Here is a 21,795-nt window from a genome sequence, read left to right on the forward strand (position 1 = left end):
AAGGGCGACTTCTTGCTGCACTACAAGGCCGCCAACAACGCGGCCGAAGGCCCGGCGACTACGGACAGGGCGTTGTCGCTTTGCGTGCGATTGATGTCCCTGACTTCGGTCGCCGTGGCATTGCGCCGGGACAGCAACGTCTGCGGGACCAGAGCGGGACACGCCAGCACGGCGAGGGATCGGGACAGCGGCACCGAGAAACCCTGACGCAGATCGGATTGCGGAATCGGCGTGTCTCCCAACACAAACGCCTCAGTCGCTGGCACATCGAGCAGCCACAGCTCCATCTGCTGCAAGTGCTGCTCGACCAGCGGCATCGCACGAAGGGCATCTTGCTCGGGAAGCTGCGAGGACTGCGGCGACAGCCCGGTCAGTTCGGCCAGATCCGCTGCTAGTTGCTCCTTGGAGCGCGAGCACAGAACTACGTAGCAGTCGTGCGCATCGGCCTCGCTGACGGCAAAGCCGGTTATCCGCGCCTTGAACTCGTCTAGCGAGTAATCATGAGCGGTAGCCAGCACTTGGCCCAACTCGCGGCTGCGTTTCGTTCCGTGCCGGAGGATGTCAGGGTGCCGTGTCGCTTGCAGAGCCAACACTGCGCAAAGGTGGTTCCTGTCATCCGCTGTGCTCGTATAGCTAGGGCTGTGCAGCCGTTGGAACAGCTTGGCATCTTCGGCTTCCACTGCGGAGAGCGCATCTTCCAGTGAGTCCGACGGGTTCCACTGATCGTCGAAGACCGTGTAGAGGTAGTCCTGCTGCATGATCGTTCGCGTCGACACGACTCTGATCCCGTCGCGGAACTTCCCATAAAGGTGCCCATTCGGCCCCCTGAAGCCGCGTTGCCAGTATTGCGGCACGTAGTGGTGATTGGTTTTCTCGAATTTCATCATGAGCAGCTTTGAGCGGATCGCACACAAGAGGAAGGTAATGCAATTCCTGCGCGGCGTCAGATGTCCTTGCGAGTGGCTTCGATCTCTTCCAGCTCTTGGCGCACCTGCGCCAGGAGCTGGTCAACCTTGCGCGTGCTGTCGCCGGCGTAGGCCAGCGTCAGCAGCGTGAGCGGATGCACTCCCATGACCTCGCACAGCTCGGCCAGTTTGTGCATGGTCGGACTTTTCAGGTCGCGCTCCAGCGAACTCATATAGGTGCGGCTCGACACGTCAGAGAACGCTTCCTGGCTCAAGCCACGCGCTTTTCTGACCGTCCGTATTGCCGTCGCCAATGAGTTTTTCGCCGCCACCTATGGTTTCCCCTGAAAAACCAAGATGACAGCCGATTGCGCTCTATAGGGCTACAATCTATAGTGTTCATTTCTGGTTGAGCAACCCGCCTTCGTGCTTTTACGGAAATCCGCCTGGGCGGATTCCAACAGAATCGGGGAACCGCATTCGTGTCTTTCCTGGCCTGCACAATTCCGCTTCTGCGTTTCCGTGCATGTACGGATTCGACGGCTCGCGCCTTCGTGCTTCCGCACGAAAGCACGCATCCGCTTCGCCGGTTCCGCGCTTTGACGGGAAGACGTATCCATGCATCGTCGGATTCGTGGGAGTGCCGACCATGACCCAACCGCTCATCACCGCCGAACACCGCGCCCAACTGCTCGCCATCGGCGAGGCACGCGCTGCGGGCCAGAGCATCGACCCGATGCCGGCGGTGCGGCTGTTCACCTCTGACGCGCACGCCACCTGGCTGCTGGCCGCGCTTGATCCGGCCGATGGTGATACGGCATGGGGACCTGGGAATTGGCATGCCCGGGCTGGGCCATGTGAAGCTGTCCGATGTGGCGTCCATCGTCGGGCCGCGCAAGCAGCCGGTGATGCGCGACCGCTACTTCCAGCCGGTGCGGCTGCTGTCGGAGTACCTGCGGCTGGCCGAGGAAAACGGCTCGATCACCGACTGAGCAACCTCAGCCAACGACGGCGCATTCTGACTATTTCGGTCTTACCCAAGACCCGGAACGTCTGAATCCACACTCTTGCACCGAAGCGGTACGCTTCTGATGCAAACAGTCATGATCTTTGACGCGGGCTGCTGCACGGTGCTCCACGCTGCGCACCATTTTTGTGGCGGCGCAGCCGTCGCATTCAGACGATTTCCGCAATGCCCTGGAGCGAATCAGTCTTGACACCAGCAGTTACAGTTTACCTCGATTTCGATGACTACTTGATGGCGACTCGATAGCTCTCGCACGCCGGAATCCGTCGCGACGTTCCTGCTGAACGACAGGAGGTTGCGTCATGGCTGACCCGAGCGCCGAACACTGGTATCCGACCGCCGCGTATCTCTACACGCTGCACCTTGACGGCCCCGCGCTGGCCTGGGAATACCTGCGCCGCAACCCCGACTACCGGCGCGACTGGCTGCGCCGTCGCCGCCGACCAGACGCGGCGCACGCCTGGGGCCTGCGCCTGCTGGAAGACCCGGCCCTGGATGCGCGCGACGCACATCCGGCCTGGTTCCCCGATCACGATGCCGTGGTGCAGCTTTATCCCGATGCCGACCCACCGCCCGAAGCCTACGCCTTCGAGTTCTGGCGCGTCCCCGGCCGCAAGCACCTGATCCATGATGGCAAGCGCCTGGTGCTGGTGTCGCGCTGGCCCGGCTGCTGTATGCGGCTCGCACTGGCGCCGGGCCTGGAAGACGGCATGGCCTACCTCTACGCCACCCGTGCCTGCGCCACGCCCTGCGCGCGCTATCGCACGCTCGCGGCCGAGTTGGATGCGCTGTCCGCCGCGACCGTGGCCGCGCCTGTGGCAACGGCCCGATCCCGGCCCACACCCGCCGCGCTGCTGGAACTGCACACCTTGCAGGCGCTCGACGCGACCCTCGCGGGCGCGTCCTTGCGCGAGGTGGCCGAAGGGCTGTTCGGTGCCGATGCCGTCGCGGCCGACTGGCACAAAGACAGCGCCTTGCGTGCCCGCGTGCGGCGGCTGGTGCGGCGTGGCGAGGCGCTGATGCGCGGCGGCTATCGCCGCCTGGCGCAGCTTCCGCCAATTGCACCGCATTAGGGGGGACGTTTCGCGCCCCCTGCAAGTCGTCCCTTAGCAGGAAGCCTCGCTTTCTTGAGACTGACTCCATCCGGTCGCGCTGCGTGACCGGGCTTTGCCGACCGATGGAGGTTCACACCATGCGACCCGCTCCCTTGCGGCCTGCCGCCGCTGCCGTCGCTGCGCCCGCGCAGCCCCAACGCTACCTCACCAACGACGAGGCCGCCGAATACCTGCGCCTCAGCCCGCGCACGCTGGAGAAACAGCGCGTGATCGGCGGCGGGCCGAAGTTTCGCAAGTTCGGCCGGCGCGTCATGTACGCGGTGGCCGACCTCGACGCCTGGGCCGATGCACGTAGTTTCGATGCCACGTCCGACCCGGAGTACGCCGAGCGCCATGCGGGTGACTACCGTGATCGCCGCTGATCGTCGGTTCACGGGTGGCCGCCGTCATGTCCAGTCCCGCGCTGCCGTCCCGGCAGCGGTCGGTGCAGGAGCGCGAACAGCTCGACCTGTTCCGCGCCTTGCCGGGCGACATGGCGCCGCGCGACAGCCAGGATTTGATGGCCTATCCGTTCTTCTCGCTGGCGAAGTCGCGGCGCACGGCGCCGATCGACTTTCGCGCAGGCAACGTGACGATCCGCGTGGAAGGCACGCAGGAGCACGGCATCGCCACGATCTGGGACGCGGACGTGCTGATATGGGCGGCCTCGCAGATCGTGGAGGCGAAGGACGCGGGCTTGCAGCCGTCGCGGCTGATGCGTGCCACGCCTTACGAGATCCTGCGCTTCATCGGGCGCGGCAAGTCGCTACGCGACTACCAGCGCCTCAAGGCCGCGCTGGATCGCCTGCAATCGACCACGGTGGCCACGTCCATCCGCGAGACGACGGGGCGGCGCCTGCATCGGTTTTCATGGATCAACGAGTGGAAGGAACTGGCCGATGCCAGCGGCACGCCGCTGGGCATCGAACTGATCCTGCCGGACTGGTTCTATGCAGGCGTGCTCGACGCCGCCCTGGTGCTGACCATCGACCCGGCGTATTTCCGACTCACGGGCGGCATCGAACGCTGGCTGTACCGTCTGGTGCGCAAGCACGGCGGCAAGCAGGAATACGGCTGGCAGTTCGACTTTCGCTACCTGCACCAGAAATCCGGCAGCACCGCCAAGCCCTACGACTTCGCCTGCGACCTGCGCGCACTGGTGGCGCGGCAGTCGCTGCCCGGCTACGTCCTGGGCATCGAGCGGATGCCGGACGACGGGACGGAACTGCTGACGTTCCGGCCCGTGCCGCCCACGGCACGGGGATAACTCCGGGACAAGCTGTGAATGGTGTCGTGCTATCAGGCGTGCGGGGTATCGTGCTATCAGGCGTGGCACTATCGTGCTATCAGGCGTGCCAATCAGCCGCAAACCCGTGCCAGTATTGGGTTTTCTCGCCCTCTAACTACCTAACTTTTAAATCTCTAACTTTTAGTAGAGCAGCGCCGTTTCGGTGGACAACTGCCGCAAGGCAAAAAGCGCCGCAGTCCCGAAGGCAAGAACAGCCCCAAAACCAACCTCGTTCGGCAAGGCAAAACCAGGCTGGCTTTCCAGATCGGAGGGCCGCGCCATGATCGTCGCCTTGCTCAACCAGAAAGGCGGCGTCGGCAAGACCACGCTCGCCACGCACATCGGGGGCGAACTGGCGCTGCGCGGCCTGCACGTCATCCTGCTGGACGCCGACCCGCAGGGTTCGTCGCTGGACTGGACACAGCGCAGAAGCCAGCAGGGCTTGCCCCGGCTGTTCAGCGCCGTGGGCCTCGCCCGCGAAACGCTGCATCAGGAAGCGCCGGAGCTGGCCCGCCGCGCCGATCACGTCATCATCGACGGCCCGCCGCGCATCGCCGCGTTGACGCGTTCCGCGCTGCTGGCGGCCGAGCGCGTGCTGATTCCCGTGCAGCCCAGTCCGTATGACCTGTGGGCCAGCGCCGAGATGGTGGCGCTGATCCGCGAGGCACAGGTGTTCCGGCCTGCGCTGCGCGCGGCCTTCGTCATCAATCGGCGCGTCAGTACCACCATCATCGGCAGAGAAGCACGGCAATCGCTGGCCGAACAGCCGCTGCCGGCGCTGCGCAGCGAAGTGCGCCAGCGCATCGTCTTCGCCGACAGCGTGGCCGCTGGCCGGCTCGCCCGCGAAACCGCGCCCGACAGCGCCGCCGCACGCGAGATCGCCGTGCTCACCGATGAACTGCTGCGGTGGCCGACATGAGCAGCCCGCGCAGCAAGCGCGTCGGCATCGGCGCACGTCCGCCCGCGAATCCGCACGCCGAGGCGTGGATTCGCCAGGGCGATGCCGATGCGCTCAACAAAGGCGACCTCTACACCGCACGCCTGACGCTCGACGTGACGCCTGCGCTGCGCGCGCGCATCAAGATCGGCGCCTTCGGCCAGGGCGTGACCGTGGCCGAACTGCTGCGCGGCTTGCTGGAGCGGGAGTTTCCCGACAAGCGCCCGGAAAACCTGCCATGAATGCATTCGCCTTGCCTGCTGCTCATGCGGCGACGGCTGCACCGGCTGCTGCGCCGCCGCCTTCGCTTTCGACGCTCGCCGGCCAGGCTGGCAGCACGCCGCTGACTCGCGTATCGCTCGCCTACATCGAACCGCGATTCAAGCTCTACCTGCGCTTCGGCGAGCCGGCGCGCACGCTGCGGCTCGACCGCTGGCGGCGCTGCGCGGTGTTCCTGCCGCGTGCAATGTTCTGCCGCGTGCGCTGGGAAGCAAACAACTACGGCACTATCCGCTGGCAACTCATGGTGATGCAAGCCGCGACGCCGCTGGACGACATGCAGCGCATCCCCGGCGTGCGGCCGGGCGCACGCCTGCTGCTGCACGCCGAAGGCGAAAACGCGGTGCGTGCCGTGCTGGAACGCATCGACGGCATCGAAGGGCAAGGCATCGCCGCCATCGACGTGTCGCCCGCATACTGGCGCACGCTGGGCAACCGTCTGGCGGCCCGCCTGGCGCTGCCCGAATACACCGCCGAGCGGCACGCCGCCTGGCTGGCCGGAAGGGCGCTGCCATGACGACCCAATTCAACACCCCATGCACGCACGAAGTCGCGCCGCATCCTCGCTCGCGCCTGCGCGTTCGCATCGTGCTGGCGGGCTTCGCTGCCGTCGGCCTCGCTGCGCTGGCCTGGGCGGCTTTCGTGTCGCCGCTGCCGCGTCTGACCTACAACCCGTCCGACAGCGTGGCGGTCGGCTGGTATCGCATCGAACCGTTCGACCCGCGCACCGCCTCGCTGCCACGTCCGTTGTCCGTGGACAGCATCGTGCTGGTGCCGCTGCCCGACAGGGCCGCCATGCTGGCTGCGCAGCGCGGCTACCTGCCGACCCGCGTTCCGCTGCTCAAACGTGTGGGCGCAGTCGCGCCGCAACACGTTTGCATCGTCGCCGGGCAGGTACGCATCGACGGCGTGCCTGCGGCCGCCGCGTTGCCTGCCGACCGGCTGGGCCGGCCGCTGCCATCCTTGCAGCTTTGCCGCCGCCTCGAACCGGGCGAGCTGTTCCTGTTGAGCGTGACCAATCCGGCGTCGTTCGACAGCCGCTATTTCGGCCCGGTCAGCGCATCCGCCGTGATCGGCGTCGCGCACCCGGTCTGGCTGGAGACTGGCCCATGATGGCCACCGATTCGCTGCACGTTGCCGTGCATCTCATCGTGCCATCGGGCATGCCGTTCCGGCTGCTGCGACCGTGTCGTCGCGCGTGCAGCGCGGGCGCATTCGCACCGCGCCTCGCGCAACATCCGGCGCAGCCGTCCAACGTGCAGGCGTCTTGCCTCGAACGCGCCTGGCCTGCGGCCATTGGCGCGTTCGCCGGTGGGCTGGCTACGGGTGCAGCAGCGCTACCGGGACGCCGATGCCCGGAGCGGGAGCGAAGGGCAAAGGCGGAAGGCAAGACAAAAGGACGCGGCACCGTGCCGTGTCGAAAGCCTGTCTGCACATGGGGGTGGCGCAGCACGGAGCGGCTTCGCCGCCGTGCCGCGTGGGGCGCGTGGCCCGCGCCAAGGCTGGCATGTCCGCGTGCTTCGCACGACAGGACACGCTATAGCTTGCAGGGAGCGCAACCATGACCGACCGCGGCGACGACGATTTCCGCGTGCGCCCCAGCGCTCCGAAGAACCGGGGCAAGGGTCAGGGCCAGAGCTTCGTTTCCAAGGTGCTCAGGCAGGCTGGCAAGGCCAGCGGCGGCAAGTCCTCGATGCACCATTCCGCCGCGTCCGGCGGCCAAGGCCAGCGCGTCGGACAGCGGCCCGGCTCACGGCTTGGGCGCGGCCATACGGCGGCGCGTTTCGCCGGGGCGAAGCTGACCTCCATGTCGCGGCGCGTGACCATCAAGACGCTGCTGGTCAATCAGCTCAACGCCAGCCCGCAGTCGCTCGCCAAGCACCTGCGCTATATCGAGCGCGATGGCGCCGGCCGCGATGGCGAACCGGGCCGGGCCTACGGGCCGCAGACCGACGAAGCCGACCTTGATGCCTTCAAGGAGCGGGCCGCCGACGACCGCCACCATTTCCGCTTCATCGTCTCCCCGGAGGACGGCGCCGAGCTGGACGACCTGCGCACCTACACCCGGCATCTGGTGAACAGGATGGAAGCCGACCTGGGCACGCGGCTGGATTGGGTGGCTGTCGATCACTGGAACACCGACAATCCGCACACTCACCTGATCGTGCGCGGGCGCGACGACACCGGCAAAGACCTCATCATCGCGGGCGACTACATCGCCCAGGGCCTCCGCCACCGGGCGGCCGAACTGGCGACGGAATGGCTGGGGCCGCGCACCGAACTGGAGATCCAGCAGACCTTGCAGCGCGAGGTGGAGCAAGAGCGGTGGACGAGCCTGGATCGCACCCTGCAACGCGAGGCCGGCGAGGATGGCCGGGTGCAGATCGAGCACTTCAATGAACCCCGGTTGCAACGCCAGCGCCTGCTGCTGATCGGCCGCCTGCAACGCTTGCAGCGCCTGGGGCTGGCCGACGAGACGCAGCCCGGCAACTGGGCCGTCCATGTGGACGCGGAGAAGACCTTGCGCGCCCTGGGCGAGCGTGGCGACATTATCCGAACGATGCAGCGTGCCATGAGCGGCCAGCCGCGCGAGTTGGCGGTGTTCGAGCCGGGCGAGGTCGGCCGCACCATCGTCGGCCGCGTCGCTGCCAAGGGGCTGGCCGACGAACTGCATGACCGCGGCTATCTGGTCATCGACGGCGTGGACGGCAAGGCACACTACGTCGCGTTGAACGCCCGCGACGAGCTGGCGAACTATCCCACCGGAGCCGTGGTGGAAGTACGCGGTTCCGCCGAGGTGCGCGCGGCCGACAAGAACATCGCCGCGCTGGCGAGCGATGGCCTGTACCGCACCGATCACCACCTGGCGATCGAGCAGGGCCGGGCCAAGGCTGGCCGCGACCCGCAGGAAGTTGTCGCGGCCCATATTCGCCGGCTGGAAGCCCTGCGCCGGGCCGGCATCGTGGAGCGCGTGGCCGAAGGGCTATGGAAGGTGCCGGACGACCTGGCCGAACGCGGCCGCCAGTACGACGCGCAGCACCTTGGTGGCGTGGCCGTGGAACTGAAATCGCACCTGCCCATTGAGCGGCAGGCCCGCGTCATCGGCGCGACTTGGCTGGATCAGCAGTTGATCGGCGGCGGCAAGGGGCTGGGCGACCTGGGCTTTGGCGGCGAGGTCAAGAACACCCTGCAACAGCGCGCCAACTTCCTGGCCGAACAGGGGCTGGCCGAGCGGCGCGGGCAGCGCGTGATCCTCGCCCGCAACCTGCTGGCGACGCTGCGCGGGCGCGATCTGGCGAAGGCCGCACAGGACATTGCCGCCGAAACTGGCGTGGAGCATCGACCAGTGGCCGACGGGCAGCGTGTGGCCGGCATCTACCGGCGCAGCGTCATGCTTGCCAGCGGTCGCTACGCGATGCTCGATGACGGCATGGGATTCAGCCTGGTGCCGTGGCGGCCGGTGATCGAACAGCGGCTGGGGCAGCAGCTCGCCGCGACAGTGCGCGGCAGCGGGGTGTCGTGGGAGATTGGGCGACAGCGCAGGCTTGGTATTTAACGTCCCAGACACTTGTATAGCTGGCATTCGTTATGTCTGAACCGCAAAGTACACCACCATTTTCAAGTGCCGGTGCTCATCGACAACCAGCGTCTCATGACGAAAGTTCCGTTGCTCGCCCCTGGTGTCCACAACTGAACCGATACCACGCATCGCAATCCCGCTGTCCGGCACTTCCCACCCGCGACGAAAGCTGGGAGACAACACGTTCAAATCTTCGATCAAGGCCAGCATTGCCGGGTCTTCCGGTGCAATGGCAACGTCATAGCGGAACTGCGCCAGCAGCTTGGGCGCGTCCTTGTGCCAGTCGGTCAGCCGTCGCCGCATATCGGGGTCGGCAAATGTCATCCGCAGCAGGTTGCGGTCTTCTCGCTGCCTGTGAGCGAAGCCGAACACCCCATCCGCTGCTGCATTCCAGGCCACTACGTCCCAACGCAGGTTCTGTACGTAGGCTGGCCTGGGCAAGTCATCCAGCAATTGCTGGATGTCCGCTGTCACCGAATCCCATTGATGTGCTTCCGGCGGCGGAGGGCGTCTGTGCGCCAGCAAGAACAAATGGCTGCATTCGGCATCGTCGAGTTTGAGGGCATAAGCCACGCTCAACAGGAATTTCTCAGACACCTGGATATCGCGCCCCTGCTCGAACCACGTGTACCAAGTCAGGCCTACGCCGGCCAGGGCCGCCACTTCTTCCCTGCGCAGGCCAGGCGTGCGGCGCCGTTCGGTGGCAGGCAAGCCGACATCGCCCGGCGTCAGCTTCTTCCGATGGCGGGTCAGGAACTCCGACAGTTCGCTTCGAGTACGGCTAAGGCTTCGATCCTGCATGGCTGTTGCTACTAGTAATAGGATAATTACTTAAATTGTCATGTGATGATATTGCCTGGAAGATGTGGTTTTCGCAATCCAGATGGCGCGAGGCCACATTCATGACACATCGGGAGTCTGTCCCCATCGCAGTGCCCGGCGAGCACACACCCGAGCGTGCTGGCGCCCGTGCCTGGGCGGGGCTTGCCCTCTTGTCCCTACCCACCGTTCTGTTGGGGATGGATTTGACGCTGCTGCACCTGACCTTGCCAGCGCTCGCGCTCGATTTGCAGCCGACCAGCACGCAGGCGCTCTGGATCATGGATGCCTATGGCTTCCTGATCGCGGGCTTCCTTATCACGATGGGCACGCTGGGCGACCGCATCGGCCGTCGCAAGTTGCTGCTGATCGGCGCGGTCGCTTTTGCCGCTGCCTCGATGGTCGTGGCCTTTTCGACGAGCGCCAACATGCTGATCGCGGCGCGGGCTGCCCTCGGCGTGGCAGGTGCCACGCTGATGCCCTCGACGTTGGCGCTTATCAGCAATTTGTTTGCCGTTCCGCGTCAGCGCGCACTTGCCATAGGTCTTTATGTGGCGATGTGGGGGATTGGTTATGCATTAGGGCCAGTCGTGGGTGGCCTGATGATGGAGTGGTTTTGGTGGGGGGCCGGGTTCCTTATCGCGGTGCCTGTCGTAATCGTCTTGCTGATACTCGCCCCGTTTCTGTTGCCCGAATACCGCGCGCCAAACGGCGGAAGGCTGGACCTGTTCAGCGTCGCGCTCTCGCTCGCCGCCATGCTGCCCTTCGTCTATGGCATCAAGCAGATCGCGGGATCAGGTATCGCTCTTGATGCCGTTATCGCCATCTTGGCTGGAATGCTGTTTGGCTGGATGTTTGTCAGGCGGCAACGTCGGTTGGCCGATCCGCTTCTCGATTTGAGCTTGTTTGCTGATCGGGCCTTCTCGGTAGCACTGATCGTGCTGCTGTTTGGCTTGGTGGCGGTCGGCGGCACCATGTTGCTGGTTACTCAGTATCTACAGTTGGTGGCAGGTTACACACCTTTGGTCGCAGGCCTGTGGATGGGCTTGGCGGCGCTGGCGATGATTGTCGGCGGCACCGGCGCGTCGCTAGTCGCTCGGGTGATACGACCCGGCTACGTGGTCGCCGGTTCGCTGGCGCTGTCGGTAGTGGGCTACCTGATGCTGACGCAACTGGGGCATGGCACCGCCGGCGTGGCGTTGGCGGTCGCTGCTCTGGCGCTAGCCTTCTTAGGCAATGGCACCATCACCGCCGTGGGAACCGACTTGGTGATCGCGGCCGCTCCAGCAGAGAAGGCAGGCTCTGCTTCTGCGATGACGGAGGTGATGCAGGACTTGGGGGTTTCGCTGGGCATCGTTCTGCTAGGGAGCATCGCCAGTGCGATCTATCACCGCGCTATAGCCGGTCATTTACCGGATGACCTTGACGCCACGGCGCGCGAGGCCGTCAGCGACAGCTTGTGGGCGGCGTCTTCCATCACATCGGAGTTGTCGGTGGGATTGATAGAACAAGCGCAGACCGCGTTCATCACAGGACTTCAAGGTGCAGCAGTCTTCAGCGCGGTGATCGTTAGCGGGCTCGCTGTGCTTTCCGCTGTGACGTTGCGCCATGTGGGCACAAATGCCCGCAAGGTCTGACATGGGTCGTCAAGAATGAAAAGCGTTGCTGCTCTTTTATTTTCGCTGTCGTTCAATCTATCGGGCGGCACCTTTGCCAGCCATCAAGAGGCAAACATGCGCGTCTACATTGTTCACGGATACAGCGCCTCACCATACCGTCACTGGTTCCCGTGGCTCAAGCAGGAACTGGAGAAGCAGGGAGTGGTGGTTTCCATAGTCACGCTGCCTTCACCCGATTCGCCTCGACCAGACGACTGGCAACGTGCGCTGGAAGTTCAGATTGAGTCGATGGATGAGAACACGTACTTCGTCGCCCATAGTCTCGGCGGCATTGCATTGTTGAAGTATCTGGAGACAGCAGGGGGTGCTTCGGTAATCGGCGGATATGTACTGGTGTCCGGCTTCAACGATGGTCTTCCCATCCTTCCGCAATTGGACGACTTCGCCAAACCTGACATCGACTACGAGAAAATCTCCAGAATCTCAGGCCATCGCCTCGTTATTGCGGCGGCAGACGACACGATCGTTCCGCACGCCTTGAGCGAGAGGATGGCGCGGTCGTTGGATGCCAAATTCATTTCAGTGCAGCACGGGGGGCATTTCCTGGATAGCGATGGATTCACCGAGTTTCCGCTGGTTCTCGATGAACTCCGGCAGATTTTTGGGTCCGGCCGATGAGATGGGGCGAATTGAATTACCGTTCCTCCGATGGCCGATACGTTCTCATGTAAGGAGAGGTAGCACCGTGGAACTGCGCCATCTCCGCTGCTTCCTGGCCGTCGCCGAAGAACTTCACTTCGCCCGCGCAGCAGAGAAACTGCACATCGAGCAGTCGCCGCTGTCACGCGCCATCAAGGAACTTGAGGATGAACTTGGCGTGGTGCTGTTCGCCCGCACCACACGCAGCACCCGCCTGACGCGAGCAGGCAAGCTGTTTCTGGATCATGTGCCGCGCGTCTTCGCCGCCTTGCAGCAGGCGCGCGACAGCGTGAAGGCGGCGGCCAACGGCTTCCACGGCCAGTTGCGTATCGCCTTGTCTGACGGCATCACGCCATCACGCCTACCAGCGCTGCTCGCGCTCTGCCGACAGGAGGAGCCGGAAGTCGAAATCCGCCTGACCGAAGTGCCGCTTGCGCAGCAGATCAAGGGCCTGCACGACGATCTATACGACGTGGGCTTTGCCCGCGCCGATGACGCCGGCGATGGCATCGTCGCCTTGCCCGTCTGGAACGATCCGCTGATGGTGGCCGTGCCCGCACGGCATCCCTTGCTGGCACACAAGCGCATCCCGCTCGAAGAACTGCTGCGCTATCCGCTGGTGCTGTGCGATCAGCAGGCGTGCGAAGGTCATGCGCGGCAGGTCGAGCGCGTGCTGCGCCGCGTGGACATGGAGCCTCTGGTGGCCGAGCGGGTGGCGTCCTGCGATTTGATGATGGCGCTGGTTTCGGCCGGCTTCGCCCTGGGCCTGACCGGCGCTGCGCACATCTCGGCCAGCCGAGAACAAGGCGTCGTCGCGCGGCCGTTGGTCGGCCGCTCGCCGATGCTCACGACCTACTTGCTGCGCCTGGATGGCGAACCCTCGGAAACGCTGGCCCGTTTCATCGGGCGCGTACAGGCCATCGAATCCCCCGAAGATGCCCGGCCAGTGCCAGGACATTTACCTGCCCTCCCAGAGGAGCCCACGCCATGAAGAAGGCGATCCCATTTTTGCTGGTCGTGGTGCTGACCGCCTGCGGCCCAGCCGAAACGCCAAAGACGAAAAGCGTGCCAACCGTGGAAGAATTGGCATCCGACCCTGTGCGCCTGAAAGAACTGCGCCAGCAATGCAATACCGATCGCGCCACGCTGGGCGACATGCTGTGCAACCGCGTGGCCGAGGCTACACGCAAACGGTTCTATGGCGATGGCAATACTCCCTACACGCCGCCGGAGAATCAGCCCAAGTTCTGACCGTGGGCGAATGGCCTTCCTGCTGATGGTTCAAGCCAAATCCTGCGCGACCCGTTCGGCCAGGAAATCGAGCAGCACCCTGACCCTTGCCGGCACATGGCGGCCGGGGCCGACGAACACCGCATGGATGTCTTCCACGGCGCCGCAGTTGTGGCTTTCCAGCAAGGGCACCAGCCGGCTGGCGGCAAGATCGGCTCCGACGTGGTAACGCGCCAGCCGGGCGACACCGACCCCGGCCAGCGCCATCTGGCGCATGCTCTCGCCATCGCCCAGGCGCAGGTCGCCCGACGGTGCGATGGCGATGTGCGCGCCATCACCGTTGATGAAAGGCCAAGCATCCACATGCCGGGCGTAGTTGAAGCCAAGGCGCCGGTGCTGGTGCAGGTCTTCGGGCCGTTCGGGAGTGCCGGCGCGCCGCAGATAGTCCGGCGAGGCGACCACCACCAGGCCGCTGGCGCCGAGCCGGCGCTGGGTCAGGCGCGAATCGGGCAGCGGCCCGGTGCGGATCGCCACGTCGCTGCGATCGTCCAGCAGATCGACCACGATGTCGCTCAGCGTCACGTCCAGTTGAACGTCCGGGTAGCGTTCCAGAAATTCCGACAGGCGCGGCAGCAGGTAATGGACGCCGAAGGCCACATGGCTGTTGATCCGCACGCGCCCGCGCGGCGATCCCACCTGTGCGGCCTCGTGCTCGGCGCAGTCGATGTCGTCGAGGATGCGCAGGCAGCGTTCCTGGAAGGCGCTGCCTTCGGGCGTGAGTTGCAGCTTGCGTGTGGTGCGATGCAGCAGCTTTGTCCCCAGGCGCGTTTCCAGCCGATTGATGAGCTTGCTGACGGCCGAGGCCGTCATACCCAACGGCTCGGCGGCGGCGGTGAAGCCTTCGGCGGCGACCACCGCGATGAACACTTCCATCTCGAAAGCTCGATTGATGTTCTGGCGGGACATTCAATGAATCCATTTCAATGGTGAATTGAATTAACGCATCTATTTCATCATAGTCATTCCATCTACGCTCGGAAAGGTCGATCAATCAGACCTACTCGGAGCGTTTTCATGCAGGCTGTTTCCAAGCAACGCAGCACCTTGCCGGCCTTGCTGTCCATGATGGTCGGTGGCTTCGCCATCGGCACCACCGAGTACGCGAGCGTCGGCGTGTTGCCGCAGATCGCCGACGATTTCGGCGTCAACCTGGCGCGGGCCGGGCTGGTCGTCAGCGGCTATGCGCTGGGCGTCAGCTTCGGATCGCCGATCCTCGCGGCGCTGACGGGAAACCTGTCGCGCAAGACACTGATGCTGTCGGTCATGGCCTTGTTCGTCCTGGCCAATGCCGCCGCCGCGTTGAGCGCCAGCTACGAATTCCTCATCGTCGCGCGTATCGTCTCCGCCTTGCCGCATGGCATCTTCTTCGGCGTCGGCGCGGCAATCGCCGCGAGCCTCGTGGGGGAAGACCGGCGTGCCTCGGCGGTGGCGATCGTGTTCGGCGGCCTGACGATCGCGGTCGCGGCCGGCGTGCCGATCGCAACCGTCATCGGCCAGCGCCTGGGCTGGCCGATGGCCTACTGGTTCGTCGCGGCCATCGGCCTGGTGTCGCTGCTGGCGATGGCGGCCACCTTGCCGCGCAAGATCGACATCGCGCCGGCCGGCAGCCTCATCGAACAGGTCAAGGTGCTGGGCAGCGGACGCCTGCTGATCGCGTTCGGCATGAACTTCTGCGCCTGGGGCGGCACCTTCATCGCCTTCGCCTATCTGCCCAGCATCCTGGCCGACATCACCGGCTTCGGCCCGAACGGCGTGGCGTGGATGCTGGCCCTCTATGGTGTCTCGGTGATCGTTGGCAATTTCCTTGGCGGGCGCGTCTCCGACAAGAAGGTTGTGCCGGCGCTGGCGCTGATGCTCGGCGCGCAGGCGGCGGTACTGCTGATCTTCACCTTCACCGCGTCGTCCATGTTGGGCTCGATCCTGACACTCGGCGTGCTCGGTGCACTCATGTTCTGCAATGTGCCGGGGCTGGCCCTGTACGTCGTGCAGCTCGCCCAGCGCCATCGGCCCGGCAACGTGGACATCGCTTCCACCATCAATGTGTCGGCCGCCAACGCCGGCATCGCGCTTGGCGCCTTCATCGGCGGGCTGGTGGCGGAGTCCCGCCTGGGCTTGGGTGCGACGCCGTGGGTCGGCGCCCTCATGGTGGGCATCGGCCTGCTGCTGACCTTGTGGAGCGGCTGGCTCGACAGGCGGCCGGTGCCGGTCGCAGCGGTGTTGGCCGACGGCGCCCAAGGACATTGAAAAATGTCAGGCCGCATCCCACGGCGCATCCCGCCAGCGTTCCAGCAGGAAATCGCTGAACGCCGTCAGCCGGCGCGGCACGGGTTCGCGCCGCGCGCGCACGATGCTGATCTTCGAGGGCGTGGCTTCCCATTCGGGCAGTACGCGCACCAGCCGTCCATCGCGCAGTTCCTCGTGAATGTCCCAGGTCTCGCGCAGCGAGACGCCCAGCCCGGCCAGGCACCAGGCATGCAGCACGTCGCCGCTGTCGCTGCACAGCGTGCCGCCGACCGCGACAGGCTTCTCCCGCCGCTCCTTGCGCAGCGGCCAGGTGCTTTGCAGCAGCCCTGGATAGCTGTGGGCCTGGGGATCGCCTGGATGCTGTGGCAGATGCGGCATCCCGCATTCCTCGGCGCAAGGCTTCATGGGTAGGTGAACGATGGAGCTTCGGCATCTGCGCTGCTTCCTGGCCGTAGCCGAAGAGCTTCACTTCGCCCGTGCCGCGGAACGACTGCACATCGAGCAGTCGCCGCTGTCGCGTGCCATCAAGGAACTGGAAGAAGAACTGGGCGTGGTGCTATTCGCCCGTACTACGCGCAGTACACGGCTGACTCGCGCAGGCGCACTTTTTCTGGAGCATGTTCCGCGCGTCTTCGCCGCCTTGCAGCAAGCTCGCGAAAGCGTGAAGGCGGCTGCCAATGGCTTCCACGGCCAGTTGCGCGTCGCGCTGTCAGACGGCATCACGCCGTCTCGTCTGCCGTCGCTGCTGGCGCTGTGCCGCCAGGAGGAACCCGAGGTCGAGATCCGCCTGTTCGAGGTGCCGCTTTCGCAGCAAATCAAAGGGCTGCTTGACGACCTGTACGACGTAGGCTTCGCACAGTCCGATGAGGTTGGCGACGGCATCGTGGCAGCGGCGGTTTGGAGCGATCCGCTGATGGTGGCCGTGCCGGCACGGCATGACTTGCTCAAGCACAAGCGGATTCCTCTGGAAGAAGTGCTGCGCTTCCCGCTGGTGTTGGGCGACCCGCAGGCATGCGAAGGCCACGTACGGCAAATCGAGCGCGTGCTGCGTCGCGTGGACATGGAGCCGCTGGTGGTCGAACGGGTGGCTTCATTCGATCTCATGATGACGCTGGTATCCGCTGGTTTCGCCCTGGGGCTGGCGGGTGCAGCACACATCGCAGCCAGCCGCGAGCCTGGAGTCGTGGCACGGCCTTTGGCAGGCCGCTCGCCCGTGCTGACGACTTATCTGCTGCGCCCGGCGGGAGAGCCTTTGGAAACGGTCACTCGCTTCATAGACCGCGTCCAGGCCATCGAATCTCCAAAAACTACTAGGCCATCGCCAAGCTATCCCCTCGATCCCCCGGAGGAACCCAAACCATGAAAAGGAGCCTCCTGTTTCTGCTAGCGGCGGTGCTGACGGCCTGTGGCCAGTCCGAAACACCTCAACAGGCGAACCTGCCGACTGTCGAAGAACTGGCATCCAACCCCAAGCGGCTTAAAGAGCTGCGCCAGCAATGCAGAGTCGAGCGCGCGAAGCTGGGTGACGAGCTATGCAACCGAGTAGCCGAGGCCACACGCAAGCGGTTCTATAACGATGGCACGGTGCCCTATACGCCGCCGGAGAATCCGCCCAAGTTCTGATCGTAGGCGCTTCGCCACGAAACTTCCGACTTCTTGCTCGACACGCCGCAACGCGCCATCGCTTGCGGCGTTTTTTCTGCCTGCGCCCCTGCGCGAAATCTTGCTTTTTACTCGACCTTTCTTCCGATAACGGTCTTTGACCGGCACCGACCCGGCACTGATCCTCGCGCTATGCGGCACGTCCTTGTGCCGCGTGTGAGCGAGGAATCAGCGCAGGAGAAATCGGAGGCCAGTCATGCAAGGTCAGGGTGTGCTGTTCGGGCAGATCGCCGCTGTTTTCAGCATCGTGATCGCCGGCGTATGGAGTGCAACGCAATGGACGGCGGCAGCCCTCGGACATCAAGTACGCCTTGGCTCGCCCTGGTTCGACTTCTTTGGCACGCCGGTCTATCACCCCTGGCGGCTGTTTGAATGGTGGTTCTTCTTCGATGCCTACGCGCCGCATGTCTTCGACATAGGTGGTGCGATTGCGGGCGGCAGCGGCCTTCTGGCCGTGGTGGTCGCCATCGCCATGTCGGTCTGGCGCTCGCGGCAGGCCAAGCTGGTCACGACCTACGGCTCGGCGCGCTGGGCTGATACAGCCGATATTCGCAAGGCTGGACTGACCCAGCCGGCCGGGGTCTTCCTCGGCCTGCATCGCGACCAGTACCTGCGCCACGAAGGCCCGGAACACGTCTTGACCTTTGCGCCCACCCGCAGCGGCAAAGGCGTCGGCTTGGTCGTGCCGACCTTATTGAGCTGGCCTGCATCCGTCGTCGTCCACGACATCAAAGGAGAAAACTGGACACTCACCGCAGGCTGGCGCTCGCGGTTCAGCCATTGCCTGCTGTTCAACCCCACCGATGCGAAGTCGGCGGCCTACAACCCGCTGCTGGAAGTTCGGCGCGGCGCGCATGAAGTGCGCGACGTGCAGAACGTGGCGGACATTCTGGTCGATCCCGATGGCGCGCTTGAACGCAGGAACCATTGGGAAAAGACCAGTCACGCGCTGCTGGTCGGCGCCATCCTGCATGTGCTCTACGCCGGCACCGACAAAACTTTGCGCGGGGTGGCGAATTTCCTGTCCGATCCAGCGTGCCCGTTCGAGCTGACGCTGCACCGGATGATGACGACGAAGCACCTGGGCGATGCGCCGCATCCCGTCGTCGCATCCGCCGCGCGCGAAGTGCTCAACAAGTCGGACAACGAACGCTCCGGCGTGTTGAGCACCGCCATGTCGTTCCTCGGCCTGTACCGCGATCCCACGGTGGCCGAGGTCACGTCACGTTGCGACTGGCGCATCGCCGACCTGATTTCTGCCGAGCATCCCGTATCGCTGTACCTGGTGGTGCCGCCCTCTGACATCAGCCGCACCAAGCCACTGATCCGGCTGATCCTCAACCAGCTCGGGCGGCGACTCACGGAATCGCTCGATGGCTCCGATGGTATCGAGCGCCGCCACAAGCTGCTGCTGATGCTCGACGAGTTCCCCGCGCTCGGTCGCCTCGACTTTTTCGAGACGGCGCTGGCGTTCATGGCCGGCTACGGCATCCGCAGCTTCCTCATCGCGCAGTCGCTCAATCAGATCGACAAAGCGTATGGGCAGAACCATTCCATCCTCGACAACTGCCACGTTCGCGTGACGTTTGCGACGAACGACGAACGCACAGCCAAACGCATTTCCGAAACGCTCGGCACCGCCACCGAACTGCGCGCGCAGCGCAACTACGCCGGACACAGATTGGCCCCTTGGCTCGGGCACCTGATGGTGTCGCGGCAGGAAACCGCGCGTCCGCTGCTCACCCCTGGCGAGGTGATGCAGCTTCCGCCCGACGAGTCGGTGGTGATGGTGTCCAGCCTGCCGCCGATCAAGGCGAAGAAGCTGCGCTATTACGCCGACGCCAACTTCCAGCAGCGCGTGTTGTCGCCGCCTGCGCTCGCAGCCGGGCGCTATGCCGATGCGCCGCCGGCCCGACCCGACGATTGGAGCGGCCTGGCGATTCCCGCCGTGCCCGCCGCACCGGCCACGGCATCCGCCGATGACCTTGGCGGCGCCGACGACGGCGGCCCGCGCCGTCAGCCCGAACTCTCCGAAACCGTCGCCTACGACCCCCAGCCGGACGCGCACGCGACCGACCTGGCGCTGCTCGATGACGACGACCTGCCGCTGCCGCTTCCCGGCCAGCTCGACCCCGCGATGCAGCGCACGGCCCGGCTGGCATCGCTGAACCCCAACGACGGAATCGACCTATGAGCCAATACCGACTCAACCTGTTCATCCAGCCCGAGCACGCCAAGCGTCTGGACGAACTGGCCGCCAAGAAGGGCGTGTCCAAGTCGTCCATCGTCGCGGCGGCGCTCGCATCGTGGCTGTCGCCCGATGCCGGCGACCAGCGCGAGGCGGCCATCGCCAAGCGGCTGGATCGCCTGTCGCGGCAGGCCGAACGTCTGGAGCGCGACCAGAACATCCAGATCGAAACGCTGGCGCTGTTCGTCCGCTACTTCTTGACTGTCAGCACCCCGGTGCCCGAGGCGCATCAGGACGCCGCCCGTGCCCAGGGCAAGGCGCGTTTCGAGCAGTTCATCGAACAACTCGGCAGGCACCTGCTGCGCGGCCGAAGTCTGGTGCGCGACGTGGTGGAGGAACTGCATCCCGACCCGATGCGGATGGATGACGCGGCGGCGCTGGCCGAAGCCCAGGAGCGTGCCTCATGAGCGCCGTTCCGCAGATCCCGCCCGAGCCTCGTTCGTCCGCCGCGACCTCGCTCGATCGCCGCATCCAGATGCTGCGTACCGCAATGGGGCCGGTGATCGCCACCGCGCTCGAAGACCCGGACGTGGTGGAAGTCATGCTCAACCCCGACCGCACACTATGGGTCGATCGGCTGTCGTCGGGCCGTGCGCCGTTGGGCGTGGAGCTGCCCGAAGCCGATGGCGAACGCATCATCCGGCTGGTCGCGGCCCACGTCGGCGCGGAAGTGCATCGCGGCCAGCCGCTGCTGACCGCCGAGCTGCCGGAGACGGGCGAACGCTTCGAGGGCATCTTGCCGCCTGCCGCGCCCGGCCCGGCGTTCGCGCTGCGCAAGCGCGCCGTGAACATCATCGGCCTGGATCAGTATGTGGCCGACGGCATCCTCACCGCTGGGCAAGCGGACTTCCTTCGCCGCGCCGTGCGCGAGCGGCAGAACATCCTGATCGCCGGCGGCACCAGCACCGGCAAGACCACGCTGGCGAACGCGCTACTGGCCGAGATCGCCGCGACCGGCGACCGCGTGCTGGTGCTCGAAGACACCATCGAGCTGCAATGCGCGGCCCGCGATCATGTGCCGCTGCGCACCCGTGCCGGCGTGGTGTCCATGACCGAGCTGGTGCGCGCCACGATGCGCCTGCGCCCCGACCGCGTGATCGTCGGCGAAGTGCGCGGCGGCGAAGCTCTCGACCTCATCAAAGTGTGGGGAACGGGGCATCCGGGCGGCATCGCCACGATCCACGCCGGTTCCGCGCTGGGCGCGCTGCTGCGCCTCGAACAACTGATTCTCGAAGTCGCGGTGAACCCACCGCGGGCGCTGATCGCCGAAGCGGTCAACGTCGTCATCCACATCGCCGGTCGTGGCCGCAAGCGCCACGTCGAAAGCATTGCCCGCCTCAATGGCTTCGACGCCGCCGGCTACCGCCTGGCGGACGCGATGGAAACGCCGTTTCCCGCGCTGTCGCCGCCTTCCTCCCCGTCCCCTGACCACCCTGGAGAACTGCCATGACGCAGATGAACGCTGTTGCTTTCCGTTTTTCCGTGAATCCGGCCTCAATCCTTGCGCGCCTGCGGCGCTTGGCCGCGCCGGCACACCACGGCCTGCTGCTGGCCGCCGTCATGCTGGTGACGGCCGGCACGGCGAAGGCCGCCGGTTCCTCGATGCCGTGGGAAGGCCCGCTGCAATCCATCCTCGATTCCATCCAGGGGCCGGTCGCGCGCATCGTCGCGGTCATCATCATCATCGCCACGGGCCTGGCGCTGGCCTTCGGCGACACGTCGGGGGGCTTTCGCAAGCTCATCCAGATCGTGTTCGGGTTGAGCATCGCGTTCGCCGCGTCCTCGTTCTTCCTGTCGTTCTTCAGCTTCTCCGGCGGGGCAGTCGTATGAGTACGGCCAGCGACCTTCCGGGCTTCGAGGTGCCGCTGCACCGCTCGCTGACCGAACCGATCCTCATGGGCGGTGCGCCGCGCACGGTCGCCATTGCCAACGGCACGCTCGCCGCTGCCGTCGGGCTGGGCCTGCAACTGTGGGTTCCGGGGCTGGTGCTCTGGCTCGTCGGCCATTCGCTCGCCGTGTGGGGCGCGCGCGTCGATCCGCAGTTCATGCAGGTCTTCGCCCGGCACATCAAGCACAAGCCGCTGCTGGATGTGTAGGGGGATGC

General features: G+C 65.3%; 25 protein-coding genes and 1 pseudogene. 21 read left to right on the forward strand and 5 right to left on the reverse strand.

Features of this window, described 5'->3' with window-relative positions:
* Positions 1–20: 20 nt before the first annotated feature.
* Positions 21–884 carry a DUF4238 domain-containing protein gene (locus XarjCFBP7645_RS08845; RefSeq protein ID WP_181126264.1) on the reverse strand — a complete coding sequence of 288 codons (864 nt, stop codon included), beginning with the start codon at positions 882–884 and terminating at the stop codon, positions 21–23.
* Between the two features lie 59 nt (positions 885–943).
* On the reverse strand, positions 944–1,237 hold the full coding sequence (locus tag XarjCFBP7645_RS08850) for a helix-turn-helix domain-containing protein (protein WP_094098531.1): 294 nt from the start codon (positions 1,235–1,237) through the stop codon (positions 944–946).
* A 317-nt stretch (positions 1,238–1,554) separates the two neighbouring features.
* Here XarjCFBP7645_RS08850 and XarjCFBP7645_RS08860 point away from each other — a divergent pair.
* The 9 genes and pseudogenes from XarjCFBP7645_RS08860 (at position 1,555) to XarjCFBP7645_RS08910 (ending at position 9,086) form a co-directional block, all read left to right on the forward strand.
* Positions 1,555–1,897: pseudogene (locus tag XarjCFBP7645_RS08860) on the forward strand (DUF2958 domain-containing protein).
* A gap of 337 nt (positions 1,898–2,234) precedes the next feature.
* Entirely contained in the window at positions 2,235–3,005 is a 771-nt protein-coding gene (locus tag XarjCFBP7645_RS08865; protein WP_104537193.1) for a DUF2285 domain-containing protein, read from the forward strand.
* A gap of 119 nt (positions 3,006–3,124) precedes the next feature.
* On the forward strand, positions 3,125–3,409 hold the full coding sequence (locus XarjCFBP7645_RS08870) for a helix-turn-helix transcriptional regulator (protein ID WP_084304870.1): 285 nt from the start codon (positions 3,125–3,127) through the stop codon (positions 3,407–3,409).
* A 14-nt stretch (positions 3,410–3,423) separates the two neighbouring features.
* Positions 3,424–4,293 (forward strand): replication initiator protein A, encoded by an 870-nt coding sequence (locus XarjCFBP7645_RS08875; protein ID WP_429001460.1) that lies wholly within the window; start codon positions 3,424–3,426, stop codon positions 4,291–4,293.
* A 301-nt stretch (positions 4,294–4,594) separates the two neighbouring features.
* Positions 4,595–5,233 carry a ParA family partition ATPase gene (gene parA / locus XarjCFBP7645_RS08885; RefSeq protein ID WP_104537195.1) on the forward strand — a complete coding sequence of 213 codons (639 nt, stop codon included), beginning with the start codon at positions 4,595–4,597 and terminating at the stop codon, positions 5,231–5,233.
* Positions 5,230–5,493: a chromosome partitioning protein ParB gene (locus tag XarjCFBP7645_RS08890; protein ID WP_104537196.1), complete on the forward strand. Its 264-nt coding sequence runs from the start codon at positions 5,230–5,232 to the stop codon at positions 5,491–5,493. Before parA ends, XarjCFBP7645_RS08890 begins: the two co-directional genes overlap by 4 nt.
* Positions 5,490–6,047, forward strand: a complete 558-nt coding sequence (locus tag XarjCFBP7645_RS08895) for a DUF2840 domain-containing protein (RefSeq protein WP_084304872.1) — start codon at positions 5,490–5,492, stop codon at positions 6,045–6,047. The genes XarjCFBP7645_RS08890 and XarjCFBP7645_RS08895 overlap by 4 nt, the downstream gene beginning before the upstream one ends.
* On the forward strand, positions 6,044–6,643 hold the full coding sequence (locus XarjCFBP7645_RS08900; protein WP_104537197.1) for a S26 family signal peptidase: 600 nt from the start codon (positions 6,044–6,046) through the stop codon (positions 6,641–6,643). Before XarjCFBP7645_RS08895 ends, XarjCFBP7645_RS08900 begins: the two co-directional genes overlap by 4 nt.
* 448 nt (positions 6,644–7,091) lie before the next feature.
* The gene (locus XarjCFBP7645_RS08910; protein ID WP_104537199.1) at positions 7,092–9,086 is read left to right on the forward strand and encodes a relaxase/mobilization nuclease domain-containing protein; all 1,995 of its coding nucleotides are present in this window, start codon (positions 7,092–7,094) and stop codon (positions 9,084–9,086) included.
* Between the two features lie 30 nt (positions 9,087–9,116).
* On the opposite strand, the gene XarjCFBP7645_RS08915 is transcribed toward XarjCFBP7645_RS08910, so the two are convergent.
* Positions 9,117–9,911 (reverse strand): helix-turn-helix transcriptional regulator, encoded by a 795-nt coding sequence (locus XarjCFBP7645_RS08915; RefSeq protein WP_104537200.1) that lies wholly within the window; start codon positions 9,909–9,911, stop codon positions 9,117–9,119.
* 101 nt (positions 9,912–10,012) lie between these two features.
* Between XarjCFBP7645_RS08915 and XarjCFBP7645_RS08920 the strand changes: the two genes are divergently transcribed.
* The 4 genes from XarjCFBP7645_RS08920 to XarjCFBP7645_RS08935 all read left to right on the forward strand — a co-directional run bounded on the left by XarjCFBP7645_RS08920 (position 10,013) and on the right by XarjCFBP7645_RS08935 (position 13,498).
* Positions 10,013–11,566, forward strand: a complete 1,554-nt coding sequence (locus XarjCFBP7645_RS08920; RefSeq protein WP_104537201.1) for an MFS transporter — start codon at positions 10,013–10,015, stop codon at positions 11,564–11,566.
* 15 nt (positions 11,567–11,581) lie between these two features.
* Positions 11,582–12,226, forward strand: a complete 645-nt coding sequence (locus XarjCFBP7645_RS08925; RefSeq protein WP_219842089.1) for an RBBP9/YdeN family alpha/beta hydrolase — start codon at positions 11,582–11,584, stop codon at positions 12,224–12,226.
* Between the two features lie 67 nt (positions 12,227–12,293).
* Positions 12,294–13,238, forward strand: coding sequence for a LysR family transcriptional regulator (locus XarjCFBP7645_RS08930; protein WP_104537203.1), 945 nt, complete (start codon positions 12,294–12,296; stop codon positions 13,236–13,238).
* Positions 13,235–13,498, forward strand: coding sequence for an entry exclusion lipoprotein TrbK (locus XarjCFBP7645_RS08935; protein WP_104537204.1), 264 nt, complete (start codon positions 13,235–13,237; stop codon positions 13,496–13,498). Before XarjCFBP7645_RS08930 ends, XarjCFBP7645_RS08935 begins: the two co-directional genes overlap by 4 nt.
* 30 nt (positions 13,499–13,528) lie before the next feature.
* On the opposite strand, the gene XarjCFBP7645_RS08940 is transcribed toward XarjCFBP7645_RS08935, so the two are convergent.
* Positions 13,529–14,443 carry a LysR family transcriptional regulator gene (locus XarjCFBP7645_RS08940; protein WP_104537205.1) on the reverse strand — a complete coding sequence of 305 codons (915 nt, stop codon included), beginning with the start codon at positions 14,441–14,443 and terminating at the stop codon, positions 13,529–13,531.
* 138 nt (positions 14,444–14,581) lie between these two features.
* Between XarjCFBP7645_RS08940 and XarjCFBP7645_RS08945 the strand changes: the two genes are divergently transcribed.
* Complete coding sequence (locus tag XarjCFBP7645_RS08945) at positions 14,582–15,781, forward strand: MFS transporter (protein WP_258079526.1); 1,200 nt, start codon at positions 14,582–14,584, stop codon at positions 15,779–15,781.
* A gap of 6 nt (positions 15,782–15,787) precedes the next feature.
* Here XarjCFBP7645_RS08945 and XarjCFBP7645_RS08950 read toward each other — a convergent pair whose 3' ends face one another.
* The gene (locus XarjCFBP7645_RS08950; protein WP_219842091.1) at positions 15,788–16,159 is read right to left on the reverse strand and encodes a LysR substrate-binding domain-containing protein; all 372 of its coding nucleotides are present in this window, start codon (positions 16,157–16,159) and stop codon (positions 15,788–15,790) included.
* A 40-nt stretch (positions 16,160–16,199) separates the two neighbouring features.
* Between XarjCFBP7645_RS08950 and XarjCFBP7645_RS08955 the strand changes: the two genes are divergently transcribed.
* From XarjCFBP7645_RS08955 to XarjCFBP7645_RS08985, 7 genes are all read left to right on the forward strand, one after another.
* On the forward strand, positions 16,200–17,144 hold the full coding sequence (locus XarjCFBP7645_RS08955) for a LysR family transcriptional regulator (protein ID WP_104537206.1): 945 nt from the start codon (positions 16,200–16,202) through the stop codon (positions 17,142–17,144).
* Entirely contained in the window at positions 17,141–17,404 is a 264-nt protein-coding gene (locus XarjCFBP7645_RS08960) for an EexN family lipoprotein (RefSeq protein WP_104537207.1), read from the forward strand. The genes XarjCFBP7645_RS08955 and XarjCFBP7645_RS08960 overlap by 4 nt, the downstream gene beginning before the upstream one ends.
* Positions 17,405–17,639: 235 nt before the next feature.
* Entirely contained in the window at positions 17,640–19,637 is a 1,998-nt protein-coding gene (locus tag XarjCFBP7645_RS08965) for a conjugal transfer protein TraG (RefSeq protein ID WP_104537208.1), read from the forward strand.
* Entirely contained in the window at positions 19,634–20,098 is a 465-nt protein-coding gene (locus tag XarjCFBP7645_RS08970; RefSeq protein ID WP_104537209.1) for a ribbon-helix-helix protein, CopG family, read from the forward strand. The genes XarjCFBP7645_RS08965 and XarjCFBP7645_RS08970 overlap by 4 nt, the downstream gene beginning before the upstream one ends.
* A 68-nt stretch (positions 20,099–20,166) precedes the next feature.
* On the forward strand, positions 20,167–21,141 hold the full coding sequence (gene trbB, locus XarjCFBP7645_RS08975; protein ID WP_429001466.1) for a P-type conjugative transfer ATPase TrbB: 975 nt from the start codon (positions 20,167–20,169) through the stop codon (positions 21,139–21,141).
* Positions 21,138–21,521, forward strand: coding sequence for a TrbC/VirB2 family protein (locus XarjCFBP7645_RS08980; RefSeq protein WP_104537211.1), 384 nt, complete (start codon positions 21,138–21,140; stop codon positions 21,519–21,521). Before trbB ends, XarjCFBP7645_RS08980 begins: the two co-directional genes overlap by 4 nt.
* Positions 21,518–21,787: a VirB3 family type IV secretion system protein gene (locus XarjCFBP7645_RS08985; protein ID WP_104537212.1), complete on the forward strand. Its 270-nt coding sequence runs from the start codon at positions 21,518–21,520 to the stop codon at positions 21,785–21,787. The genes XarjCFBP7645_RS08980 and XarjCFBP7645_RS08985 overlap by 4 nt, the downstream gene beginning before the upstream one ends.
* The last annotated feature ends 8 nt before the right edge of the window (positions 21,788–21,795 follow it).

The sequence above is a fragment of the Xanthomonas arboricola genome, assembly GCF_002940665.1.
Lineage (GTDB): Bacteria > Pseudomonadota > Gammaproteobacteria > Xanthomonadales > Xanthomonadaceae > Xanthomonas > Xanthomonas arboricola_B.

Bases quoted from the DNA above. Each gene is read 5' to 3' on its own strand.
- XarjCFBP7645_RS08845 (WP_181126264.1), bottom strand. From the start codon at position 884: ATGAAATTCGAGAAAACCAATCACCACTACGTGCCGCAATACTGGCAA.
- XarjCFBP7645_RS08865 (WP_104537193.1), top strand. From the start codon at position 2,235: ATGGCTGACCCGAGCGCCGAACACTGGTATCCGACCGCCGCGTATCTC.
- XarjCFBP7645_RS08870 (WP_084304870.1), top strand. From the start codon at position 3,125: ATGCGACCCGCTCCCTTGCGGCCTGCCGCCGCTGCCGTCGCTGCGCCC.
- parA (WP_104537195.1), top strand. From the start codon at position 4,595: ATGATCGTCGCCTTGCTCAACCAGAAAGGCGGCGTCGGCAAGACCACG.
- XarjCFBP7645_RS08890 (WP_104537196.1), top strand. From the start codon at position 5,230: ATGAGCAGCCCGCGCAGCAAGCGCGTCGGCATCGGCGCACGTCCGCCC.
- XarjCFBP7645_RS08895 (WP_084304872.1), top strand. From the start codon at position 5,490: ATGAATGCATTCGCCTTGCCTGCTGCTCATGCGGCGACGGCTGCACCG.
- XarjCFBP7645_RS08900 (WP_104537197.1), top strand. From the start codon at position 6,044: ATGACGACCCAATTCAACACCCCATGCACGCACGAAGTCGCGCCGCAT.
- XarjCFBP7645_RS08910 (WP_104537199.1), top strand. From the start codon at position 7,092: ATGACCGACCGCGGCGACGACGATTTCCGCGTGCGCCCCAGCGCTCCG.
- XarjCFBP7645_RS08915 (WP_104537200.1), bottom strand. From the start codon at position 9,911: ATGCAGGATCGAAGCCTTAGCCGTACTCGAAGCGAACTGTCGGAGTTC.
- XarjCFBP7645_RS08920 (WP_104537201.1), top strand. From the start codon at position 10,013: ATGACACATCGGGAGTCTGTCCCCATCGCAGTGCCCGGCGAGCACACA.
- XarjCFBP7645_RS08925 (WP_219842089.1), top strand. From the start codon at position 11,582: ATGAAAAGCGTTGCTGCTCTTTTATTTTCGCTGTCGTTCAATCTATCG.
- XarjCFBP7645_RS08935 (WP_104537204.1), top strand. From the start codon at position 13,235: ATGAAGAAGGCGATCCCATTTTTGCTGGTCGTGGTGCTGACCGCCTGC.
- XarjCFBP7645_RS08940 (WP_104537205.1), bottom strand. From the start codon at position 14,443: ATGTCCCGCCAGAACATCAATCGAGCTTTCGAGATGGAAGTGTTCATC.
- XarjCFBP7645_RS08950 (WP_219842091.1), bottom strand. From the start codon at position 16,159: ATGCCGCATCTGCCACAGCATCCAGGCGATCCCCAGGCCCACAGCTAT.
- XarjCFBP7645_RS08955 (WP_104537206.1), top strand. From the start codon at position 16,200: ATGGAGCTTCGGCATCTGCGCTGCTTCCTGGCCGTAGCCGAAGAGCTT.
- XarjCFBP7645_RS08960 (WP_104537207.1), top strand. From the start codon at position 17,141: ATGAAAAGGAGCCTCCTGTTTCTGCTAGCGGCGGTGCTGACGGCCTGT.
- XarjCFBP7645_RS08965 (WP_104537208.1), top strand. From the start codon at position 17,640: ATGCAAGGTCAGGGTGTGCTGTTCGGGCAGATCGCCGCTGTTTTCAGC.
- XarjCFBP7645_RS08970 (WP_104537209.1), top strand. From the start codon at position 19,634: ATGAGCCAATACCGACTCAACCTGTTCATCCAGCCCGAGCACGCCAAG.
- trbB (WP_429001466.1), top strand. From the start codon at position 20,167: ATGCTGCGTACCGCAATGGGGCCGGTGATCGCCACCGCGCTCGAAGAC.
- XarjCFBP7645_RS08980 (WP_104537211.1), top strand. From the start codon at position 21,138: ATGACGCAGATGAACGCTGTTGCTTTCCGTTTTTCCGTGAATCCGGCC.
- XarjCFBP7645_RS08985 (WP_104537212.1), top strand. From the start codon at position 21,518: ATGAGTACGGCCAGCGACCTTCCGGGCTTCGAGGTGCCGCTGCACCGC.